Source organism: Kitasatospora sp. NPDC048194 (assembly GCF_043202455.1).
GTDB lineage: Bacteria > Actinomycetota > Actinomycetes > Streptomycetales > Streptomycetaceae > Kitasatospora.
Map to the genome: position 1 here is coordinate 62,199 of NZ_JBIDAK010000031.1, position 21,736 is coordinate 83,934.

Below are 21,736 nucleotides of genomic sequence, written 5' to 3' on the forward strand. Positions count from 1 at the left end.
GGGCCACCACCGCTCACCGAAAGGCACGACCCCACCATGCTGAACGCCGCCCGACTGGGCGCCGCCGCCCTGTCCGCCGCGCTGCTCTCCGGCGTCGCCGCCGGACCGGCCCTCGCCGACAGCCCCGCGCCCGCGGCCCCCGGCAGCCCGGCCGCGCCGTCGAGTGCGGGCGCCCCGGTCCTCCCGGACGGCCTCTACGGCAAGAGCGACCCGACGTACGACGGCGTCTGGCGGCAGTCCCTGGCGCTGAGCGCCCTGTCCGCGGCCAAGGTCACCCCGGCCGACTCCGCCGTGGCGTGGCTCACCGGGCAGCAGTGCGAGGACGGCGGCTGGCCCTCGTACCGGGCGGCCGGCGCGGCCTGCGACGCCAAGACCGAGGACAGCAACGCCACCGCCGTCGCCATCCAGGCGCTGGTGGCCCTCGGCGGGCACCAGGGCGCCGTCGACAAGGGCGTGCAGTGGCTCAAGGCCAACCAGAACGCCGACGGCAGCTGGCCCTACAACCCCGGCAACCCGGGCGACGCAAACTCCACCGGGCTCGCGGTCAACGCGCTGTTCGCGGCCAGGACCGACCCGGCGAGCGTCGCCAAGGCGGGCAAGGGCGGCGCGGCCGGCAAGAACGCCTTCGACGGCCTCGCCCTCTTCCAGCTCGGCTGCACCGCCCCCGCCGACCAGCGCGGCGCCTTCGCCTTCCAGCCGGACCCGGCCGGCGGCGCCCTGGCCCCCAACACCCTGGCCAGTGCCCAGGCCGCGCTCGCCGCCGCCGGCGGGCACCTGCCGGTCACCACCTCGGTGCGCGCCGACGCGACGCCCACTGCCCTGGCCTGCACCGACGGCTCCGCGCCCGCCACCATCCCGCACGCCGAGGCGGGCGAGGCGGTCAGCGCCTACCTCACCGCTCAGCTCACGGCGGGCGGCGAACACCTCTCCGTCGCCGCTCCCGGCGCCGAGCCGAAGCCCGACTACGCCGCCACCGCCTGGGCGGCGCTCGCCCTCGTCCAGAGCGGCCACCCCGAGCAGGCCTCCGACGCCGTCGACTGGCTGGAGGGCCAGGGCGCCACCTGGACCAAGAACGGCACCGACGCCGCCGCCACCGCCACCCTCCTGCTGGTCTCCGAGGCCGCGCACCGCAGCACCGCCGACCTCACCGGGCAGCTCACCGCCCTCGGCCCGGCCCCCAAGGCCGGCGCCACCACCGCCGAGGCCACCCCGGCGGCGAAGAAGGACAGCGGCTTCGGCCAGCTCTGGCTGATCATCGTCGGCCTCCTCGTCGGTATCGGCGGCGGCCTGCTGCTCAGCCTCCAGCGCAAGCGCAACCCCAACCTCTGATGCGGCCGGCAGTCCACGACGCCCCGGCGGGCGGTGCCTGCCCCGCCCGCCCGGGGAACGGGGGGACGGCACGCGGACGCCAGACCCGCACCACCGCCCTGCTCGCCCTGTCCGGCGCGCTGCTGCTGCTCGTCCACGCCGCCGCGCCCGCCCGGGCCGCCGGCGGGTACCGCTACTGGTCCTTCTGGCGCGGAGCCGACAGCGGCGCCTGGACGTACCAGCAGCAGGGGCCCGCGATCGCCGTGCCACCGGACGGGGCGGTCGACGGATGGCGCTTCGCCGTCCGCCCCGACGGCGGGCAGGACGCCGCCAGGCCCCGCGATCGGGCGCGCTTCGAGGAGGTCTGCGCCGGCACCCCCGCCCAGGACGGCCGCAAGCGGGTGGCCGTCGTGCTGGACTTCGGGACCGCCGAGGACGCCGGCGCGCCCGCCGCACAGCCCCCGCAGCAGCGGACGGCCTGCGCCGTCGCCGCGCCGCGCGCCACCTCGGCCGAGGTGCTGGCCGCCGTCGCCCCGCCGCTGCGCTACGACACCAACGGCCTGCTGTGCGCCATCGCCGGCTACCCGGCGGCGGGGTGCGCCGAGCAGCTGGGCGCGGCCGCCGCGCAGCCGGCCGGCGGCCCGGCGCCGACCCCGCAGCACGGCGGCGGCCCGGACGTCGGCCTGATCACCGGGGGCGCGCTGGTCGCCGTCCTCGCCGGCGGCGCCGCCTGGCAGGTGCGCCGCCGCCGCACCCCCTGACCCGACCGCGCCTCCACCCCCTCACCCAGGACCGATCCGTGAGCAGCACCGCCCGCCGCACCCGACCGCCCACCGGCCCCCGCCAACTGCACCCGGGGGCCTGGTGGCTGTGGGCGCTCGGGCTCGGCGCGGCGGCGACCCGCACCACCAACCCGGCGATCCTGCTGCTGCTCGCCGCGACGGCCGGGTACGTGGTCGCGGCGCGGCGCGGCGATGCGCCCTGGTCCCGCTCGTACGGGGCGTTCCTGCGGCTCGGCCTGCTGGTGCTCGGCATCCGCCTGGCCTTCGCCGTCCTGCTCGGCTCGCCGTTCCCCGGCACCCACGTGCTGTTCACCCTGCCCGAAGTACCGCTGCCCGCCTGGGCGCAGGGGGTGCGGATCGGCGGGCGGGTCACCGTCGAGGGCCTGCTCGCGGCGCTGTACGACGGGCTGCGCCTGGCCACCCTGCTGATCTGCGTCGGCGCCGCCAACTCCCTGGCCAGCCCGGCCCGTCTGCTGCGCGCCCTGCCCGGTGCGCTCTACGAGGCGGGCGTGGCCGTGGTGGTGGCGATGACCTTCGCGCCGAACCTGGTCGCCGACGTCCGCCGACTGCGCGCCGCCCGGCGCCTGCGCGGCCGTGCGGACAAGGGCGTCGCGGCCGTACTGAGCGTCGGACTGCCCGTCCTGGAGGGCGCGCTGGAGCGGTCCATCGCGCTGGCGGCGGCGATGGACACCCGGGGTTTCGGCCGCACCGCCGACGTCCCCCGCCCGCTCGCCAGGGCGACCGCCGCGCTCACCCTGACCGGACTGCTCGGAGTCTGCCTGGCCGCGTACGGGCTGCTGACCGCCGGCGGCGCCGGCTGGGCGCCGCCGGTGCTGCTGCTCGGCCTGGCCGCCGCCTTCGCCGGGCTGCTGCTCGGCAACCGACGCTCCGTCAGGAGCCGTTACCGGCCCGACCCCTGGGCCCTGCCCGAGTGGCTGACGGCGGGCTCGGGCGCCGCCGTCGCGGCCCTCACCACCTACCTGGCCGGCCACGACCCGGCCGCCTTCGCCCCCACCGTCGTCCCGCCGACCGTCCCCGCGGTGCCACTGGCCGCCGTGCTGACCGCACTCCTCGGCCTGGTACCGGCGTTCGCCACCCCGACCCCGCCCCGGAGGGCATCGTGATCACCTTCGAGCAGGTCTCCGTCCGGTACGCGGACTCCGCCGGCCCGGCCCTGAGCGACGTCGACCTCACCGTCCCCGAGGGCGAACTCTGCCTGCTGGTGGGCCCGTCGGGCTCCGGCAAGTCCACCCTGCTGGGCACGGTCAGCGGCCTGGTGCCGCACTTCACCGGCGGCGTGCTGCACGGCCGGGTCACCGTCGGCGGCCGGGACACCCGCGAGCACCGCCCGCGCGACCTCGCCGACCTGGTCGGCACGGTGGGCCAGGACCCGGCGGCGCGGTTCGTCACCGACACCGTGGAGGAGGAACTCGCGTACGGCATGGAGTCCCTGGGCCTGCCGGGCGACGTCATGCGGCGCCGGGTCGAGGAGACCCTCGACCTGCTCGGCCTCGCCGACCTGCGCGACCGCGCGCTGGGCTCGCTCTCCGGCGGCCAGCAGCAGCGCGTCGCGATCGGCTCGGTGCTCACCGTGCACCCGCGCGTGCTGGTCCTGGACGAACCCACCTCGGCGCTCGACCCGGGCGCCGCCGAGGAGGTGCTCGCCGTCCTCCAACGGCTGGTGCACGACCTCGGCACCACCGTGCTGATGGCCGAGCACCGGCTGGAGCGGGTCGTCCAGTACGCCGACCAGGTGCTGCTGCTGAGCCCGGGGGCGGCCCCGGTGCTGGGTGGGCCCGCCGAGGTGATGGCGCACTCCCCGGTGCACCCGCCGGTGGTCGGCCTCGGCCGGCTCGCCGGCTGGCGTCCGCTGCCGCTGTCCGTCCGCGACGCGCGCCGCAAGGCCGCCCCGCTGCGCGCCGAGCTGGACGGCCGGGCTCCCGCCCCGGCCGGCGCCCCGGCCGGCGCGCCCGTCGCCGTCGCCGACCGCCTCGCCGTCCGACGCGGCCCCGTCCAGGCCCTGCGCGGCGTGGATCTCTCGCTGCGCCCGGGTGGGATCACCGCCCTGATGGGCCGCAACGGCGCCGGCAAGTCCACCCTGCTCGGCAGCCTGGTCGGCCTGCACGCCCCCGCCTCCGGCAGCGTCACCGTCGGCGGCCGCACACCGCACCGCACCCGTCCCGCCGAACTGATCCGCCGGGTCGGCCTGGTCCCCCAGGACCCCCGCGACCTGCTGTACGGCGAGAGCGTCGCCGCCGAGTGCGCGGCCGCGGACGCCGACGCGGGCGCCGACCCGGGCACCTGCCGCGCCCTGGTCGAGCGCCTGCTGCCCGGCGTCGCCGGCACCGCCCACCCGCGCGACCTCTCCGAGGGCCAGCGCCTGGCCCTCGCCCTCGCCGTCGTCCTCACCGCCCGGCCCCCGCTGCTGCTGCTGGACGAGCCGACCCGCGGCCTGGACTACGCGGCCAAGGCCCGGCTGGTGGAGATCCTGCGCGACCTCGCGGACGAGGGCCACGCCGTGCTGCTGGCCACCCACGACGTCGAGCTGGCCGCCGAACTGGCCCACCGGACGGTGATCCTGGCCGAGGGCGAGATCGTCGCGGACGGCCCGACGGCGGAGGTGGTGGTCTCCTCCCCGGCGTTCGCGCCGCAGGTCGCCAAGGTGCTGGCACCGGGGCCGTGGCTCACCGTCCGGCAGGTCGCGGAGGCTTTGAGCGCATGAACGGCCGTCCCGTCCCGCTCGGCCGCCGGTCCACCGCCGCCCTGCTGCTGGTGTCCGCCGTCGGTGTGGCGGCCTTCGGCTGGCCGCTGCTCGCCTCCACCGGCTCGGCGCTGGTCGGGCATTCCGCCGACGCCCCCTGGCTGTTCGCCCTGCTGCTCCCGCTGCTGCTCGCCGTCGTCGTCGCCCAGATCTCCGAGGGCCGCTCGGCGGGCGGCGGGGCGCCGGGGCTGGACGCCAAGTCCGTCGCCCTGCTGGGGGTGCTGGCGGCGGCGGGCGCCGCGCTGCGACCGCTGGGCGCGGGGACGGCGGGGCTGGAGCCGATGTTCTTCCTGATGGTCCTCTCCGGCCGCGTCCTCGGCCCCGGCTTCGGCTTCGTGCTGGGCTCCCTCTCGATGTTCGCCTCCGCGCTGCTGACCGGCGGGGTCGGGCCGTGGCTGCCGTTCCAGATGCTCGCCATGGGCTGGGTCTGCCTCGGATCGGGGCTGCTGCCGGGCGCCGCCGCCCTGCGCGGGCGCCGCGAACTCCTGCTCCTGGCGGTCTACGGCGCCGTCTCCGCCGTCCTGTACGGCACCGTCATGAACCTCCAGGGCTGGCCCTACATCGCGGGCCTCTCCAGCTCCGTCTCCTTCGTCCCCGGCGATCCGCTGCCGGCCAACCTGGTGCGCTTCGCCGCCTACTGCCTGACCACGTCACTGGGTTGGGACCTGCCGCGCGCCGCCCTCACGGTCGTGCTCTGCCTCACCCTCGGCACCCCCGTCCTGCGGGCCCTGCGCCGCGCCACGCGGCGCGCGGCCTTCTACGCCCCCGTCGACTTCCGTCCGCCGCCAGCCGGGTGAACCACCGGCTCCCGGCCGCGCCGGACACCGCCACCCCTCCGGTTCCTCCACGATCATCACGACCGTGACCCGAACCCCGACCCGCACCGCCACGGCCACCGCCCTCGTCCTCGTCGCCGCCCTGGCCGCCCCCGCCGCGGCCGCCGCCTCCGCACCACCCCGCAGGGCCCGCTGCCTCGGCGTCGGTGACACCCGCCACGACGCGGACCCCCTCAGGGTCCGGCCGTGCCTGGGCACCGCCGGCCAGCGCTTCACCCTCGACGGCGGCCGGGTGAAGGTCACCGACACCGTCGGCACCGCACGGGAGATGTGCCTCGACGCCGACTACACCGGCGAGAACGGCGACGACGTGCGGATCTGGTCCTGCGAGCGCTCCCGGGCCGGCCGCGCCAACCAGACCTGGCTGCTGCGCGAGGGTTCCTTCGTCCTCCAGCGCACCGTCGGCACCGCGGACGAGATGTGCGTCGACGTCGGCCCGGCGAGGGACGACGGCGACGCCGTCTTCCTGGCCACCTGCGGACCGGCCGACCCCGACCAGGCCTTCGTCCTCGACGACGGCGCCATCGAGGTCCGCGACACGCTCTGAGCACCCCCGGCGCCGGCAGCCGTCCCTCTCCGCCGCCGAACGCGCCCGCGCAAGCCCCGCGCGCTCCGAATGCCCACGACACGCCCTGGCAGGCCATCTGCCGTCCAGTGACAATTCGCCGTAGATTTGACGGACCGTCACCCCCAGGGCCCGTCTTCGGACCCGCGCCTGCGGGGCGGCGCCCCCCCCGCCCTCGGCCGGGAGGTACCCCCAAGGCACGCGTCCCGTCGCGCTGCCGTCGATCGCCGATGGCCCCCAGCCTTCGGCCGGCAGGTGCCCCCCGCCGGAGGTCCTTCTCCCCCCCACCGCACGGACTCCTCCCCGGCCTCCGGTCGGGAGGTGCCTCCGTCCTCCGCCTCGCGATGCACGCACCCCCATGCCGCCCCGCCCGCCCCCCCCGGGGACGACGGGGGTGCGAAGACGGGCCCCACGCCCGCCCGGCTCGGTTCCCTTCCGACTCCGTCGATCGGTGGTTGCCATGACCCGACGCACTCCCCTGTGGGCGCGAATCCTCCGGCTCGGACTCGGCGGCTGCCTCCTGGCCGCCGCGACCGGCGCCGGCAGCGCCGAAGCCGCACCACTCCCCCAGGCGAACTCCTCCCAGGAGCAACGCATCGAATCCCTCCTCGCCCAGCTCACCACCGACGAGAAGGTCACCCTGCTGCGCGGCCTCGACGCACCGGACGGCGTGCACTCCGTCGGTTACGTCCGAGGGGTCCCCCGGCTCGGCATCCCGCCGCTGCTGCTGTCCGACGGCCCGGCCGGCATCCGGGACGGCCAGCCCGCGACGGCCCTGCCGGCGCCGGTGGCACTGGCCGCCGCCTTCGACCCCCGGCTGGCGGCCGGCTACGGCGACGTCCTGGGCCGGGAGGCAAGGGCGCGCGGCTACCAGGTGCTGTACGGGCCGATGGTGAACATCGTCCGCATCCCGCAGGGCGGGCGGAACTTCGAGACGCTCGGCGAGGACCCGTTCCTGGCCGGGCAGCTCGCCGCCGCCGAGGTGCGCGGCATCCAGGCGCAGAACGTCGCCGCGCAGGTCAAGCACTACGCCGCCAACAACCAGGAGGACAACCGCCAGTCGTACAGCTCGGACGTCGACGAGCGGACGCTCACCGAGATCGAGCTGCCGGCCTTCCGGGCGGCCGTCAGGAGCGGCCGGGCCTGGTCGGCGATGTGCGGCTACAACCCGGTCAACGGGATCTGGGCCTGCGAGAACTTCCCGCTCCTGCGCGACGTGCTGAAGGGCCGCTGGGGCTTCGACGGAGTGGTCGGCTCCGACTACCCGGCCACCCACTCCTCGGTCAACGCCGCCGCCGGCGGGCTGGACCAGGAGTTCGGCGGCTCCACCTACTTCGCCGACCTGCCCGCCGCGGTCTCCGACGGCCGGCTGGCCCCGGCCGTGCTGGACGACCAGGTCCGGCGGGTGCTGCGGCTGATGGCACGCACCGGGGCGCTCGACGGCACCCAGCCGCCCGCCTCCGACCCGGCCGCCGGCGCACGTGACGCCCGGGCGGCGGCCGCCGCCGGCACGGTGCTGCTGCGCAACCAGGGGGCCGTGCTGCCGCTGGACGCCACCCGGCTCAAGTCCGTCGCGGTGATCGGCCCGTGGGCGGACCGGGCCTACACCGGCGGCGGCGGATCCTCGCACGTCACGCCCTACGCCGAACACACGGTGACGCCCCGTCAGGGCATCGCCGCCAGGGCGGGGGCGAGCGTCTCCGTGCGCTACCACCCGGGCGACGACCCCGGCGCGGCCGCGTCCGCGGCCACCGGGGCGGACGCGGCGGTCGTGGTCGTCGGCGACGAGGAGACCGAGGGCGCGGACCGCGGCTCACTCGACCTCGCCCCGGCGGACGACGCGCTGATCCGGGCCGTCGCCAAGGCCAACCCGCACACCGTGGTGGTGCTCAACACCGGCGGCCCGGTCACCATGCCGTGGCTGGACGCCGTCCCGGCCGTCGTCGAGGCCTGGTACCCGGGCGAGCAGAGCGGCGCCGCGCTCGCCGACGTGCTGTTCGGCGACGCCGACCCGGCCGGGCGGCTGCCCGTCACCTTCCCGACCTCGGCCGGAGCCGCGCCGATCCAGGACCCCGCCCAGTACCCCGGCACGGACGGCGCCTACCACTACACCGAGGGCCTCAAGGTCGGCTACCGCTGGTACGACGCGAGCGGCACCGCCCCGCTGTTCCCCTTCGGCCACGGCCTCTCCTACACCGCCTTCGACTACGCCAACCTCTCCGTGACCGGCCCCGACGCCGCCGGGCGGGTGCGGGTCTCCTTCGACCTCACCAACCGCGGCAGCCGGACCGGCACCGAGGTGCCGCAGCTCTACGTCGCCTTCCCCTCCACCGCGGGCGAGCCGCCGCAGCAGCTCAAGGCCTTCGACAAGGTCACCCTGGCACCCGGCCGTTCGACCCGGGTGGAGCTGCAGCTGGACCGCTCCTCCTTCTCCGTCTGGGACCAGGACACCCACGGCTGGCGGATCCCCGGCGGCCAGTACGGCCTGACGGTCGGCTCCTCCTCCCGCTCGCCGCAGCTGCGGGGCGCCGCCTTCGTACCGGCCTCACCCGCCGTCTCCGCGTGGTCCGGACGGATCACCGGCGCCGACGGATCCTGCCTGGACGCCGAGGCCGCCGCCGCGAGCCCCGACCAGGCCGTGCGGACGGCCGCCTGCGCGGGCACCGCCGCCCAGGACACCACGGTCGGCTCGGACGGCAGCATCGGCGTCCTCGACGGCTGCCTCACCCCGGACGGCCACGCCGACGGCGCCGCCGTCCGGCTGCGGGACTGCACCCAGGACCCCGACCAGACGTGGCGCCTGCGCCCGGACACGTCGTTCCTGCACGCCGCCTCCGGTCGCTGCCTCGCCGCCGCCGACGGCCGGCTGCTGCTGCGGGACTGCTCCGGGGCCGCCGAGCAGCACTGGTCCACACCCCGCCCGAGCGGCCCGCTGACCGGCGTCGCCGGGCAGTGCGTGGACGTCAACCGCGCATCGACGGTGAACGGCACCGTCGTCCAGCTCTACCACTGCAACTCCACCGGCGCCCAGGACTGGTCCGTCCGCCAGGACGGCTCGCTCAGGGCGTTCGGCAAGTGCCTGGACGTCACCAACGGCTGGACGGCCGGGGGAACGCCCGTCCAGCTGTACGAGTGCAACGGCACGGGCGCCCAACGCTGGCAGCCGCGCGACGACGGCACCCTCCTCAACCCCGTCTCCAACCGGTGCCTGGACGCCCGCGACGGCAGCAGCGCCGACTGGACCCGGCTGCAGATCTGGGACTGCACCGCCGGTGCCAACCAGCGCTGGACCCTGCCCTCGTGAACCCCGCCCCCGTGAACCGCCCCCGCTGAGCGCCGGTCCGCCGCCGCCCGCGGCCCGGCCCGGCTCCGCCGGGTCGGGCCGCCCCGTTCCACTGCGGATCCCCGCCACACCGTTCGGATGACCCGAACGCCGCCGTACGCTGTCCGGCAGCACCCAGCACCGACAGGACCGCGCCCACGCCACGGCCGTTCGGGGGAACCGAGGAAACCAGTGGAACTCCGTCAGTTGCGCGTCTTCGAAGCCGTCGCCGCCCACCGCACCGTCACCACCGCGGCGGCGGCGCTCGGCCTCGCACCGTCCTCCGTCTCCGAACAGATCCGCACGCTCGAACGCAGCCTGGGCATCGAGCTGTTCGACCGGGCCCCGCGCGGGATGACCCTCACCCCGGCCGGTCAGCGGCTGCTGCCGTGGTCCCGCAGGCTCCTCGACCAGGCCGACCAGGCCCGCCGCGAGGTGCGGGCCGGGCGGGCCAGGGTCCGGCTCGGCGCCCTGGAGACCATCGCGGCCACCCACCTCCCCGCCGTCCTGGCCCGTCTCGCCGAACGCCGGCCCGACCTGGACGTCTCCCTGCACACCGACACCGCCCGGGACGCCCTGCTCGGCGGGGTCGCCGCCGGGGCCCTGGAAGCCGCACTGATCCTGGACGCCGCCGGGCCGCTCGGCGAGCTGGGCTTCTACCTCCCGCCCGCCCCGCTCGACCACCTCGACCTCACGGACGTCCCGCTCGCCCTGGTCGCCGCCCCCACCCACCCGCTGGCCCGCGCCGCCGCCCTCACCCGCCGGGACCTCGGCGGCCAGCGCCTCCTGGTCGACTCCCCCGCCTGCTCCTTCCGGCTGGCCGGCGAACGCCTGCTCGGCAACGACGTCGAACGCGTCCGCACCGGCGGCGTCACCGTCACCCGCGCCTGCGCCGAACAGGGCCTCGGCATCGCCCTCCTCCCCGGCTTCGCCGTCCACGAGCCCCTCGTCTCCGGCACCCTCGTCCGCCTCCCCCTCGACCCGCCGCCCCTGCGCCTGCGCCTCGTCCGGCGCGCCGACCGCGAAACCGTCCCGGGCCTGCGCGACGTCCTCCACGCCGCCGCGGCCTGAGAGCACGCGGGCCCGGCCCCGCCCCGGACACCGAACGGCGCGCCCCGGATCCCCGGGGCGCGCCGTCCGAACCGCCGCCGGCCGTCAGGCCTTCGGGCCCGCCGACTGGACGACCTCGAAGGACCACAGCGTGGACCCGGACGCGGCCGGACGCTTGGGCGCCTCGCCCTCACCGCCGCCCTGGTGGGCCGCCTTCATGGGGCCCTCCATCCAGGCCTTGAAGTCCTCCTCGCTGCGCCAGCGGGTGTAGACGAGGTACTGGTCGGTGCCCTCGACCGGGCGGAGCAGCTCGAACCACTCGAAGCCGTCCGAGTTCTCCACCGCGCCGGCCCGCGAGGCGAAGCGCTGCTCCAGCACCTCGCGCTGCTCGGCGGGAACCGTCAGTACGTTGATCTTGACGACGGACATGCCGCTCCTTCTGCTCCGCCGGGGCCCCGGGGGCGGGACTCCGGTCAGGTCACTGCGTACGGCAGCAGTCTGCTACACCTGACGCCGGGTGAGTCGGCCGAGTCAGGCGATCCACGGCGGGACGATGCGCTGGTCGTCGCGCGGTGCGAGGGCGCAGGCGCCGGGCGGGGTGACGGCGTCGGGGTTGTAGGCGTGGGAGGGGGAGGTGGAGGCGACGAGGGCGGTGAAGCCCTCGGTGGTGGAGATGCGCCGGGGGAGGCCGACGGGGAGGACCAGGGTGTCGCCGGCGGCGACGGTGAGCGGCTCGCCGTCCAGGTCCACCGCGGCGGTGCCGACCAGGACGGTCCAGACCTGCTCGGCGTCCATGGCGTGGAGCGGGCCCTGCCGGCCGGCGCCCATCTCGACCCGCCAGACGGCGAGGGAGGTCGAGCCCTGGGTGGGTGAGGCGCAGGTGGTCATGACGGCGTTCGGGGTCTCGGTGCGTCGGGCGTCGGTCGAACGGATCACGGGCATGACGGAGAGACCCCCTAAGATGGACAACGTCGTTGTCTATATGGTCAATGAGGTTGTCTACCGTGTCAACTGAACCCGCTCCGCCCGGTTTCGAGCTGCCGCTGCGCCTGCTGCTCGCCTTCCGGACGATCATCGACGAGCTGCACGAGCGGATCGCCCGCGAGGGCCACCCGGATCTGCGCCCCATGCACGGCTTCGTCTTCCAGGCGATCGGCCCGGACGGCACCACCGCCGTCGAGCTCGGACGGCGGCTCGGGGTCTCCAAGCAGGCGGCGGGCAAGACCGTCGAGAACCTGGAGCAGCTCGGCTACGTCGAGCGGGGCAGCGACCCGGGCGACGCCCGGCGCAAGGTGGTGCGGCTCACCGCCCGGGGCGTGGACTGCCTGGTGCGCTCGGCGCGGATCTTCGACGAGCTGCGCGCGGAGTGGTCGCAGGCCCTCGGTGAGGAACAGCTGCGCCAGGTCGAGGACGGCCTGCGGCGGCTCGCTCCCGGGGATCCGTTCCGGCTCGACACCCCGCGCTGGTTCGGCGCGCCCTGAGGGCGGGCGGGCCGCGGGCGCGGAGCAGGCAGGAGGAACGCGGAGCAGACAGGCGGCACAAGGCAGGAGGAACAGGCGAAGGAGCGGGCGCGGCCCGGGGTGGTCAGAAGGACCGCCCCTCCCCCCGGTACGGGGGCTCCGGCCCGGTCGGGTCCGGCCGGTCCCGGCGGTCGGCGCAGAGGGCGGAACTGAGCCGGGTGAGGAGTTGGGCGAGGTCCGCGAACTGGGTCTCGTCCCAGTCCCCCAGCAGCTCCGCCAGCTGGGTGCGCCGGGCCGCGACCAGCCGCAGCGCGGCCTCCTCACCAGGTTCGGTGAGACGCAGCGGCAGGCCGCCGGTGCGCGCGGCGAGGCCCCGGCCCTCCACCTCGCGCACGGCCGCCTCGACGACCGCGACCGGGACGATCCGCCGCTCGGCCAGTTCGGCGGGCTCCACCGAGCCGTGGTGGTGCATCTGGAGGAGCAGCCAGCTGGAGGCGGGCAGCAGGTCGAGCCCGGCGGTGGCGGTGATCCGCCGGAACAGGTCGCGCCGGGCCTCCCGGGTGCTCAGCACCGAGAGGGCGCGGGCGATCTCGTCCAGGGAGCTGCGCTCGACCGGGTTGAGGCCGATGGACTCGCCGAGGTCGGGCGCGGTCACGGTGGTGCGCAGCTTCTCCTCGCGCAGGAAGAGCGACAGCACGAAGGCCACCAGCGCGACGGGCACCGCGTACAGGAACACCCGGGTGATCGACTCGGCGTACGCGTGGTAGACGGCGGCCTGGGTCGTGGCCGGCAGCGCGGCGACCAGGCGCGGATCGGCGGTGATCGCCTCGGTGTGGAAGCCGGGCGGCAGCGGCCGGCCTGCGAGGGCGTCGGCGAGCCGGGTGCGCAGGCCGCTGGTGAAGATCGTGCCGAAGACGGAGACGCCGAAGGAGGCACCGATGGAGCGGAAGAAGGTGGCGCCGGCGGTGGCCACCCCGAGGTCCTGGTAGCCGACCGAGTTCTGCACGATCAGCACCAGCACCTGCATCACCAGGCCGAGTCCGAGGCCGAAGACCAGGAAGTAGAAGCTCATCTCGGCGGTGCTGCTGTGCTCGTCCAGGCGGGAGAGCAGCAGCAGGCCGACCGTGGTGACGGCCGTCCCGGCGATCGGGAACACCCGGTAGCGGCCGGTGCGGGCGACGATCTGCCCGGAGCCGATCGAGGTGAGCAGCATGCCGAGCACCATCGGCAGCATGTGGATGCCGGACAGGGTGGGCGAGACCTGCTGGACGACCTGGAGGAAGGTCGGCAGGTAGGTGAGCGCGCCGAACATCGCGAAGCCGACCACGAAGGAGATCACCGCGACCAGGCTGAAGGTCCGCGACCGGAACAGCCGCAGCGGCAGGACCGGCTCCACGGCGGTGCGCTCGACCGCGACGAAGGCGGCCAGCAGCACCAGTCCGAGCACCCCCAGGCCGACGATCTGCCAGGAGCTCCAGGCCCAGGTGGTGCCGCCGAGGGAGGTCATCAGCACCAGGCAGGTGGCGACGGCGGCGATCAGCGCGGTGCCCGGGTAGTCGATCCGGTGGTCGCGCCGGACCTCCCGCCCGTGCAGTACGGCGGCGATCACCACCAGGGCGACCGCGCCGATCGGCAGGTTGACGTAGAAGACCCAGCGCCAGCTGAGGTGGTCGACGAACAGGCCGCCGAGCAGCGGACCGAGCACGCTGGTGACGCCGAAGACGGCGCCGAAGAGGCCCTGGTACCTGCCGCGGTCCCGGGGCGGGACGAGGTCGCCGACGATGGCCTGGGAGAGCACCATCAGCCCGCCGCCGCCCAGGCCCTGGAGAGCCCGGAAGGCGATCAACTCGCCCATGTTCTGGGCGATTCCGCACAGCACCGAGCCGAGCAGGAAGATCACGATGGAGGCCTGGAAGAAGCGCTTCCGGCCGTACATGTCGCCGAGCTTGCCCCAGAGGGGCGTGGCGGCGGTGGAGGCCAGCATGTAGGCGGTGACCACCCAGGACAGGTGCTCCAGGCCGCCGAGGTCGCTGACGATGGTGGGCAGCGCGGTGGAGACGATGGTCTGGTCGAGGGCCGCGAGCAGCATCGCCAGCAGCAGGGCACCGATCGGCACCCACAGGTTGGGGACGGTGGCCTCCGGCGGGCCCGGCTCCTTCGCCGGGCTCCGGTCGGACGCGGCACGGGGGTCCGTCATGGCGTCTCCACAGGCGGCACGGCCTCTCCGTAGGTCGCGGGGCCGGACGACGGGGCGCCCGCCGGGTGATCACTCCCAGTTCCCCATGCTGGCAGACATGTCCCGGTATGCACCCTCCGGTTGAGCCGAACGTAAGCACCCGGCCCGCCCGTCGCGCCCCGGGGCCCTCCGCGGGAGCCAACCACCACCAACCGGCACAACACCCCCGCGGGCGCCCAGGCGCCCCTGTCCACCCTCCGGGACGTCCTGCATAATCAGGCGCGATCGCGAGCACCGGGTCAGGAACCGGAGCCCGGAGCCCGGGATCCGAGCGTCGTTCACCGACGAACCGCAGAACCGCAGAACCGTCGAACCGTCGAACTGCAGAACCGTCGAACCACCGGGAACCGAGAACCGAGGAGGACCGGCCGATGCCGGACCAGCACTGCCCGACGTGCGGCACCGCACGCCCCGCCGGGTGCGGCTGCCTCCTGGATCCGGCCACGGATCCGCGGGTGGGCCCCGGCCCCGGTCCTGGCCCCTGCCCCGGTCCCGTCTCCGGCGGGGATCCGAGCCTCGCGGAGACCGCCGTCCTCCCGCACCTCGAGGGCCCACCGCTGGTCCGCCCGTACGTGCCGCAGTCGGCCGGCCAGGTGGCGGAGGAGCCCGAGCCGGCCGGGGACCCGTTCGCGACCACCGTCCTGCCGCCGGTCCAGCTGCCGGGGCCGGTGCAGCCGGCGCCGTCGGGCCACCCGCAGGCCCAGCCGGTCCGGCCCCCGCTGGGCCCGGACGCGGACGCCTACGCCACCACCGTGCTCCCGCCCGTGCCACCCACCGGCCCCGGCGCCTACGCACCGGCCGCGGCGCCGCCCGCGCCCTACGACGGGGGCGGCGGCACCGTCTTCGACCTCACCCCGGCCGGGCCGGAGGCCGGCGGCGGACGGGCCGCGCGCCGGGCCGCCGAGCAGGCCGCGGAGCACCCGCCGGGCCGGCACAAGCTGCTGATCGGCGGGGTCGGCGCCGCCCTGGTGGCGCTCACCATCGGTGTCGCGTACGCCGTGACGCCCTCCCCGAAGCCGGACCCGGAGGCCAGGCGGGCCGAGCCGGTGGTCACCACCACGCTGGCGCCCGCCCCGGTCAACCCGCCCGCCGAGACCGCGCCCACGCCCAGCGCACCGCCGCCGACCAGCGCGGCACCGAGCCCCACGGCGACGGCCACCCGCAAGCCGACCCCGTCCAGGACGCCGACCCCGACACCGACCCCCACGCCGACGCCGACCGCCACGGCGACGCCGACGCCCACCCCGACTGCCACGCCCACTCCCACGCCGACCGCCACCCCGACCCCGCGCATCCTCCAGGTGGGGATGACCGGGGCCGACGTGAAGGAGATGCAGCAGCGCCTGTACGCGGCGGAGTGCGGATTCGTCGACAAGTCGATCGTGTCCGGCACCTTCGACGACTGGACCCGCTCGGTGCTGTCGGACTACCAGCGCCAGAACCGCATCAGGGGCGAGAACGGCGTGTACGGCCCCAAGACCCAGGCCGTCCTCACCGCCGACCCGGGCTGCTGACTGACCGGACGCCGGCTCGTCAGCCGGTGATCGCGCCGACGATGCTGACGCCCGCCAGCACCACCATGATCGCCGCCGCCACCCTGATGATCAGCTTCATCGGCACGTGCTTGAGCAGCTTCTGGCCGCCCACGATGGCGATCCCGCCGACCGCGCACAGCGCCAGCCAGGAGCCGAGGCCCACCGCCAGCGGATCGGCGTACTTGGCGGCCAGGTTGGCGGTCATGATCTGGGTCAGGTCGCCGAACTCGGCGACCGCGACGACCACGAAGCTCGCCCCGGCCACCTTCCAGAAGCTGTTCGAGGACGGCTCCTTGGCCGCGTGCTCGTCGTCGTCGCCACCGCCGTGGAAGAGCAGCATCGCCGCACCGGCCAGGAACAGCGCACCGGTGACGCCCTCCACCCAGCGGTGCGGCAGCAGCGAGAGCAGGTGCCCGGCGACCAGCGCGAGGCCCACCTGGAGGGCGAAGGCGGCGGCGATGCCCGCGAAGACGTAGCTCGCGCGGTACTTGGTGCCGAGCACCAGGCTGGCCAGCGCCGTCTTGTCGGGCAGTTCGGCCAGGAAGATGATGCCGAACGTCAACGCGGCAACGGTCAGACTCATTCGGAGGAATCCCTGCGGTCGGGGCTGTCCGGCCTCCGCAGCTCCGCCAGGGGTCACTTCGGCCCGACAGCACTGGAAACGGTCACAGCACTGCGGCCGAAGGTCTCGCCGGCAACCGCTCACCGAGCGGTGCCCCGGGCGCCGGGCCCGTGGGGGCCAGTATGTCGACGGTCCGGTGGAGGGCTACTCCCCTTCAACGCGCCCAAGCCTACCCGACCGGGTCGGCCCCGCCCGACGCGGTCACCAGCCCGCGCCCGACCAGCTCCAGCACCACCACCACCGCCGCCGACTCCACCGCCAGCAGCCCGATCAGCACGAACAGCTGCACCGCCCCCGCCTGGACGGGCGAGGCCCCGCCGAGCAGCATGCCGACGAAGGCCCCGGGCAGGGTGACCAGCCCGACCGTCCGGGTCTGGTCCAGCGCCGGGACCAGTGAGGTCGCCGCCGCCGTACGGCAGATCTCCAGCCGGGCGTCCCGCTCCTCGAAACCGAGCGCCAACGCCGCCTCCACCTCGCCGCGCCGCTGCCGCAGCTCGTCCAGGGCGCGCCGGCCGGCCAACGAGGTGGCGGTGAGCGCCCCGCCGATCAGGATGCCCGCGACGGGGATGACCGACAGGCCCTTGGGCGGCAGCAGTCCGACGGCCAGCAGCAGGGCGAGCACCGGCAGCACCCCGGCGCCGATCGGGGCGGCCGCCCAGACCCAGCCGCGGCCCCGGGTCATCCGGCGTCCGGCGGTGTGCACCGCGACCGTGAACATCAGCAGCACGAACAGCGCCGACCACCACAGCGAGCCGACCACCCAGGTGATCACCGCCGCGACGGCCGCCAGCTGGACGACGGCCCGCAGTCCGGCCCGCGCCACCGCGTGCCCGTGGCCGAGCAGCCCCCACCCGGCCACGGCCACGGCGGCCAGCAACAGCGCCGCGGTGACCGCCCCGAGCACCGGGCTGACCGGCAGCAGCTGCCCGCCGGACCCGGAGGCGGAGGGCGTCATCAGATCCAGCTGGTGAACCACATCCGGTCCTGCCAGGACGACATCGGGATCACCTCCGCCGTGTACAGCGGGTAGAAGAACGCGAAGCAGCCGACGATCGCGAGCACGACCAGCCCGGCGCCGGCCGCGCCCCACCGGCGGCGCGCGGGGCTGCTGCCGGCCGGGCCGAGGACCGCCCCGAGCATCTGGGCGACGGCCAGGCACAGGAACGGCACGAGCACGACCATGTAGAAGGAGAAGATCGTCCGCTCCTGGTACTGGAACCAGGGCAGGTAGATCCCGGCGACCGCGCAGAGCACGGCGCCCGAGCGCCAGTCCCGGCGGAAGAACCAGCGCCACAGCAGGTAGACCAGGGCGAAGCAGGCTGCCCACCACAGGAACGGGGTGCCCAGGCCCAGGATCTGCGCCGCGCAGCCGCCCGGGGCGGTGCAGCCGTTCGTCCCGGCCGGGACCTGCTCCCAGTACATCGAGACCGGGCGGCCGTCGACCAGCCACGCGAAGGGGTTGGACTGGTAGGTGTGCGGGGTGCTCAGGCCGGTGTTGAAGTCGTACATCTGCGAGTGGTAGTGCCACAGGCTGCGCAGCGGCGCGGGCACCCAGCTCATCGGGAGCTGCGGCAGCGGGATGCCGAGGACGTGGTCCGGGGAGAGCCCGGCCCGGCCGTCCGCCCAGTGCCGGTCGTAGCCGCCGTCGCCGCCCGCACGGCCGCCGCCACTGGCCAGCCAGCCCGACCAGGCGCCGACGTACACCACCAGGGCGGACCCGACCATGGCGAGGAAGGCCGGCACGGCGTCCCGGCGCAGCATGGCGCGCCAGGGGCGGCGGGCACCGGCGGCGCGGCGGCCGGCCTGGTCCCAGAGCACGGTGAGGACGCCGAGGGCGGCGAGGATCGGGGCGCCGTTCCACTTGACCGCGCAGGCGGCGCCGAGGAACACCCCGGCGGCGATCCGCCAGGGGCGCGGGCCGAGCCCCGCCCGGTCGGCGTCGGCCACGGCGGCCAGCGTTGCGCGGGCGCGGTCCCGGTCGACCAGCAGGGCGCCGAAGGCGGCGAGCACGAAGAACATCTGGATGCCGTCGAGCAAGCCCACCCGGCTCATCACCAGCTGGAGGCCGTCCACCGACATCAACAGGGCGGCGGTGCAGCCGATCAGGGTGGAGCCGAAGAGCCGGCGGCCGATCCGGGCCAGCATCAGCACGGTCATGGTGCCGAGCAGGGCGGTCATGAACCGCCACCCGAAGGGGTGCAGGCCGAACAACTGCTCGCCGACCGCCATCACCCATTTGCCGAGGGGCGGGTGGGCGATGAACTCGGGCGCGGAGCTGAGCGGGACGGACTGCGGGACGGCCAGGATGTCGGCGTTCGCGTGGTCGGGCCAGGTGCCCTCGTAGCCCTGCTGGAGCAGCGACCAGGCGTCCTTGGGGTAGTACGTCTCGTCGAAGACGAAGGCGTTGGGGTAGCCGAGGTGCCAGAAGCGCAGCAGACCGGCGAAGAGCGCCACGGCGATCGGGCCGAGCCAGCCGGAGTGGTCGGCCGTCCAGCGGACGACCGGGCCGAGTCGCCCGGAGCGGTCGGCCACCCGGCGGAGCAGCCCGCCGCGGGCCGGAGCGGGGTCGGCGGGGGCCGGGGCCGCCGGGGGGTGCGTGAGCGCCGCTTGGGTCATTGCCTCGCCGATCGCCGGTCTGCGGGGCCCGCGGGTGCTGTTCCGGGCCCGGGTCTGCTGCCCCGGCCGGGGCCGGGCGGTCAACAGCCACTGACACTATGTGGCGGTGCCCGGGGAAGCCAAGCGCGACGGGCGCCGACCAGGTGACCCGGTCGGCGCCCGTCGCGAACGCCTTGCACGGCGAACGCCTTGCACGGCGAACGCCTTGCACGGTGCAGGCCTTGCACGGTGAACGCCCCTGCGTGGCTAACACCCTTGCGCGCGCAGGCCCCTGCAGGGCGGACACCCCTGCGGCGCGGACGCCCTCGTGTGGCGGCCGGGGCCCGGCCGGCGCACGCCCGCCGGTCAGGCGGCGGTCTGGAGCTCCCGGACCGGCACGGGCGTGCGGACCACCGCCGGGGCCGCGTTGTCCTGCTCCGCCGTGAGGTACGGACGCAGCCGCAGCGCCAGCAGGACCACCAGCAGCGTCGAGCCGGCCATGGCCGCCAGGTAGAGCGGCCAGGTGCCGGAGCCGACCAGCAGCACGCCGACCGCCGGGCCGACCGCGATCGCGATCTGCTTCACCAGGGCGTACCCGGCGTTGTAGGTGCCGAGCAGCCGGGCCGGGGCGAGGTCCGCGACGATCGGGCCCATGGTGGGCGCGAGCAGCGACTCGCCGACGCCGAACAGGGCGTAGATCGAGACGATCGCGACCGTGGCGGCCATGGTCTCGGTCCGGATCAGACCGGCCACCAGGGCCATCGCCCAGGCGGCCAGCCAGACCAGGCCGGCCGCGGCCATCGCGGTGGTGCGGCGGCGGCGCGCGGTGATCCGCACCATGAACATCTGCAGGACGACGATGGTCAGCGCGTTGGCGCCGATCGCGAAGCCCAGGGTGGACGGCGCGGTGCCGACGGTGTCGGTGGCGAAGGCCGCGACTCCGGACTCGAACTGGCCGTAGCAGGTGAAGAAGATCAGCCCGGCGAGGACGCAGAGCCGCACCATCGCCTTGTCGGCGAACAGGGCGCGCAGACCGGTGGGGCCGTCGGCCTTCTCCTGGACGACGCTGAGCCGGACGTCCGGTATCCGGGCGGTGCCGGTGACCAGGGCCAGGCCGAGGAAGGTCGCCGCCTCGATCGTGAACAGCCGGGTGAGGCTGGCCGGGTCGGCGACGTCGACGATCTGCCCACCGACCAGCGCGCCGATGCCCATGCCCAGGTTGACCAGGGTGAACTGCAGCGCGAAGGCGTGCGAGCGGGTCGCCGCCGTCGAGCAGCGGACGATCATCGTGGCCAGCGCCGGCTGGCAGGTGGTGACACCCGCGCCGAACAGGAAGGACGAGACCAGCAGCGCCGGGGTGCCGGTGGCGTGGCCGAAGGCGAACGCGCCGGTGGCGGCGAGCCCGGCACCGGCCAGCAGCACCGGTCGGGGACCGTACCTGTCGATGCCGCGGCCGGTGAGCGGGAGGACGGCGAGCGCGGCCAGCGCGAAGACGGTGAAGACCATCCCGGCCGCCAGCGAGCCCAGGCCGCGCACCTGGTCCACGTACACGAACATGTACGGCATCGTGAACCCGCTGCCGAACGCACTGAGCGCGTTGCCGATCTGGACGCGGCGCAGCGGGCCGCCCGCCCCGCGCTGCTGCTGCCTCTGCTGCTTCACCGTGCCGGTCACCGTGCACATCCCTTCCCGGATCGTCCGGAACTCTCGAGCTGAACTCTTAAGCCCGGAAGATTTCAGAGCTAAAGTTTGACGAGATAAAGTCTTAGCACCGGAAGGGTGCGGAGTCAAAGGCTTAAGGGATGCACGTTCGCGTGCGACACTGTCGGCATGACTACGGAGAAGCCGGCGCCGGCTGCCGACAAGCCCCCGGCGGCCACCCCCCTGGAGCTCGGCATCGCCGAGCAGGTGGCCCTCTACCAGCGGGAATTCCCCACCGTGGACCCCCAGGTGGAGACGATCGTGCAGACCCTCTCCCGGGTCGCCCGGCGGATGGGCGTGGCGTACGACCGGCAGCTGACCGTGCTCGGAATCACCTCCGCGGAGTGGGAGGTGCTCAAGGCGCTGGTGGTGGCCGGCAGCCCCTACCGACTGGGGCCCGGCGAGCTGGCCAAGCGGCTCGGGCTCACGCCGGCCGCGATGACGCACCGGATCGACCGGATGGTCGCCGAGGACCTGGTCACCCGCGAACGGGACGAGTCCAACCGGGTGCGGGTGATCATCGAGCTGACCGAGAACGGCCGCGACAAGTGGCTGGAGTCGATGCGGATGGCGGCGGTGTTCGAGGAGGAGCTGCTGCAGGACATCTCGGACGAGGAGCGCGCGGCGCTCTGCGGCCTGCTGGCCCGGATGCTGCGCCGGATCGAGCAGACCCAGCCGGACGCACTGGGGCGCACCGCCGACCTGGGGTAGGGCACCGGAACCCCCGGCGCGGGGCCCGGGGGCGGGACCACGGGCGAGCAGGGCCGGAACCCGCGGACGCGGGGCGCCGCGGACGCGTGGCACCGCGGGCGCGTGGCACCGCGGGCGCGGGGAACGCGAGGAGTCCGGGGCGCCGGGGGGCCCCCCCCCCCCGGGCCCCCGCCGGGGCGGGCCGGGGGGGGCGGGCGCCCCCCCCCCCGCCCGGGGCCGGCGGGCCCCCCCCCCGGCACACCCACAGCCCGG

18 protein-coding genes are annotated in these 21,736 nt (G+C 75.5%); 11 read left to right on the forward strand and 7 right to left on the reverse strand.

The genetic code is table 11. The features are described from left to right. The first annotated feature begins 36 nt into the window (after positions 1 to 36). From ACGF07_RS28695 to ACGF07_RS28730, 8 genes are all read left to right on the forward strand, one after another. Positions 37 to 1,329, forward strand: coding sequence for a prenyltransferase/squalene oxidase repeat-containing protein (locus tag ACGF07_RS28695; protein ID WP_392903337.1), 1,293 nt, complete (start codon positions 37 to 39; stop codon positions 1,327 to 1,329). Continuing rightward, the gene (locus ACGF07_RS28700; protein ID WP_392903339.1) at positions 1,329 to 2,069 is read left to right on the forward strand and encodes an SCO2322 family protein; all 741 of its coding nucleotides are present in this window, start codon (positions 1,329 to 1,331) and stop codon (positions 2,067 to 2,069) included. Before ACGF07_RS28695 ends, ACGF07_RS28700 begins: the two co-directional genes overlap by 1 nt. Positions 2,070 to 2,107: 38 nt before the next feature. Next, on the forward strand, positions 2,108 to 3,214 hold the full coding sequence (locus ACGF07_RS28705; RefSeq protein WP_392903341.1) for an energy-coupling factor transporter transmembrane protein EcfT: 1,107 nt from the start codon (positions 2,108 to 2,110) through the stop codon (positions 3,212 to 3,214). Then, positions 3,211 to 4,812: an ABC transporter ATP-binding protein gene (locus ACGF07_RS28710; protein ID WP_392903344.1), complete on the forward strand. Its 1,602-nt coding sequence runs from the start codon at positions 3,211 to 3,213 to the stop codon at positions 4,810 to 4,812. Before ACGF07_RS28705 ends, ACGF07_RS28710 begins: the two co-directional genes overlap by 4 nt. Further along, entirely contained in the window at positions 4,809 to 5,648 is an 840-nt protein-coding gene (locus ACGF07_RS28715; protein WP_392903346.1) for an ECF transporter S component, read from the forward strand. The genes ACGF07_RS28710 and ACGF07_RS28715 overlap by 4 nt, the downstream gene beginning before the upstream one ends. Positions 5,649 to 5,712: 64 nt before the next feature. Then, the gene (locus tag ACGF07_RS28720; RefSeq protein WP_392903349.1) at positions 5,713 to 6,234 is read left to right on the forward strand and encodes an RICIN domain-containing protein; all 522 of its coding nucleotides are present in this window, start codon (positions 5,713 to 5,715) and stop codon (positions 6,232 to 6,234) included. A gap of 478 nt (positions 6,235 to 6,712) precedes the next feature. Continuing rightward, positions 6,713 to 9,556 carry a glycoside hydrolase family 3 C-terminal domain-containing protein gene (locus ACGF07_RS28725; RefSeq protein ID WP_392903352.1) on the forward strand — a complete coding sequence of 948 codons (2,844 nt, stop codon included), beginning with the start codon at positions 6,713 to 6,715 and terminating at the stop codon, positions 9,554 to 9,556. A gap of 210 nt (positions 9,557 to 9,766) precedes the next feature. Continuing rightward, a complete protein-coding gene (locus ACGF07_RS28730; RefSeq protein ID WP_350745347.1) occupies positions 9,767 to 10,645 on the forward strand; it encodes a LysR family transcriptional regulator in 879 nt (292 codons plus the stop codon). Positions 10,646 to 10,729: 84 nt separating this feature from the next. On the opposite strand, the gene ACGF07_RS28735 is transcribed toward ACGF07_RS28730, so the two are convergent. After that, on the reverse strand, positions 10,730 to 11,053 hold the full coding sequence (locus tag ACGF07_RS28735) for an antibiotic biosynthesis monooxygenase (protein WP_350748236.1): 324 nt from the start codon (positions 11,051 to 11,053) through the stop codon (positions 10,730 to 10,732). A gap of 102 nt (positions 11,054 to 11,155) precedes the next feature. Further along, positions 11,156 to 11,566, reverse strand: a complete 411-nt coding sequence (locus ACGF07_RS28740) for a cupin domain-containing protein (protein WP_392903355.1) — start codon at positions 11,564 to 11,566, stop codon at positions 11,156 to 11,158. Between the two features lie 47 nt (positions 11,567 to 11,613). Here ACGF07_RS28740 and ACGF07_RS28745 point away from each other — a divergent pair, with 47 nt between their 5' ends. Further along, entirely contained in the window at positions 11,614 to 12,105 is a 492-nt protein-coding gene (locus tag ACGF07_RS28745) for a MarR family winged helix-turn-helix transcriptional regulator (protein ID WP_392903358.1), read from the forward strand. A gap of 103 nt (positions 12,106 to 12,208) precedes the next feature. Here ACGF07_RS28745 and ACGF07_RS28750 read toward each other — a convergent pair whose 3' ends face one another. Then, complete coding sequence (locus ACGF07_RS28750) at positions 12,209 to 14,281, reverse strand: MDR family MFS transporter (protein ID WP_350748245.1); 2,073 nt, start codon at positions 14,279 to 14,281, stop codon at positions 12,209 to 12,211. Between the two features lie 410 nt (positions 14,282 to 14,691). Between ACGF07_RS28750 and ACGF07_RS28755 the strand changes: the two genes are divergently transcribed. Then, positions 14,692 to 15,834 carry a peptidoglycan-binding protein gene (locus ACGF07_RS28755; protein ID WP_392903361.1) on the forward strand — a complete coding sequence of 381 codons (1,143 nt, stop codon included), beginning with the start codon at positions 14,692 to 14,694 and terminating at the stop codon, positions 15,832 to 15,834. A gap of 19 nt (positions 15,835 to 15,853) precedes the next feature. Here ACGF07_RS28755 and ACGF07_RS28760 read toward each other — a convergent pair whose 3' ends face one another. The 4 genes from ACGF07_RS28760 to ACGF07_RS28775 all read right to left on the reverse strand — a co-directional run bounded on the left by ACGF07_RS28760 (position 15,854) and on the right by ACGF07_RS28775 (position 20,734). Next, positions 15,854 to 16,438 (reverse strand): TMEM165/GDT1 family protein, encoded by a 585-nt coding sequence (locus ACGF07_RS28760; RefSeq protein ID WP_350748251.1) that lies wholly within the window; start codon positions 16,436 to 16,438, stop codon positions 15,854 to 15,856. A gap of 208 nt (positions 16,439 to 16,646) precedes the next feature. Next, positions 16,647 to 17,432, reverse strand: coding sequence for an ABC transporter permease (locus tag ACGF07_RS28765; RefSeq protein WP_392903373.1), 786 nt, complete (start codon positions 17,430 to 17,432; stop codon positions 16,647 to 16,649). Then, positions 17,432 to 19,093, reverse strand: a complete 1,662-nt coding sequence (locus ACGF07_RS28770) for a dolichyl-phosphate-mannose--protein mannosyltransferase (protein ID WP_392903364.1) — start codon at positions 19,091 to 19,093, stop codon at positions 17,432 to 17,434. The genes ACGF07_RS28765 and ACGF07_RS28770 overlap by 1 nt, the downstream gene beginning before the upstream one ends. 345 nt (positions 19,094 to 19,438) lie before the next feature. Next, on the reverse strand, positions 19,439 to 20,734 hold the full coding sequence (locus ACGF07_RS28775) for an MFS transporter (protein WP_392903366.1): 1,296 nt from the start codon (positions 20,732 to 20,734) through the stop codon (positions 19,439 to 19,441). Positions 20,735 to 20,902: 168 nt separating this feature from the next. Between ACGF07_RS28775 and ACGF07_RS28780 the strand changes: the two genes are divergently transcribed. Then, positions 20,903 to 21,484 (forward strand): MarR family winged helix-turn-helix transcriptional regulator, encoded by a 582-nt coding sequence (locus ACGF07_RS28780; protein WP_392903369.1) that lies wholly within the window; start codon positions 20,903 to 20,905, stop codon positions 21,482 to 21,484. Positions 21,485 to 21,736 lie beyond the last annotated feature (252 nt).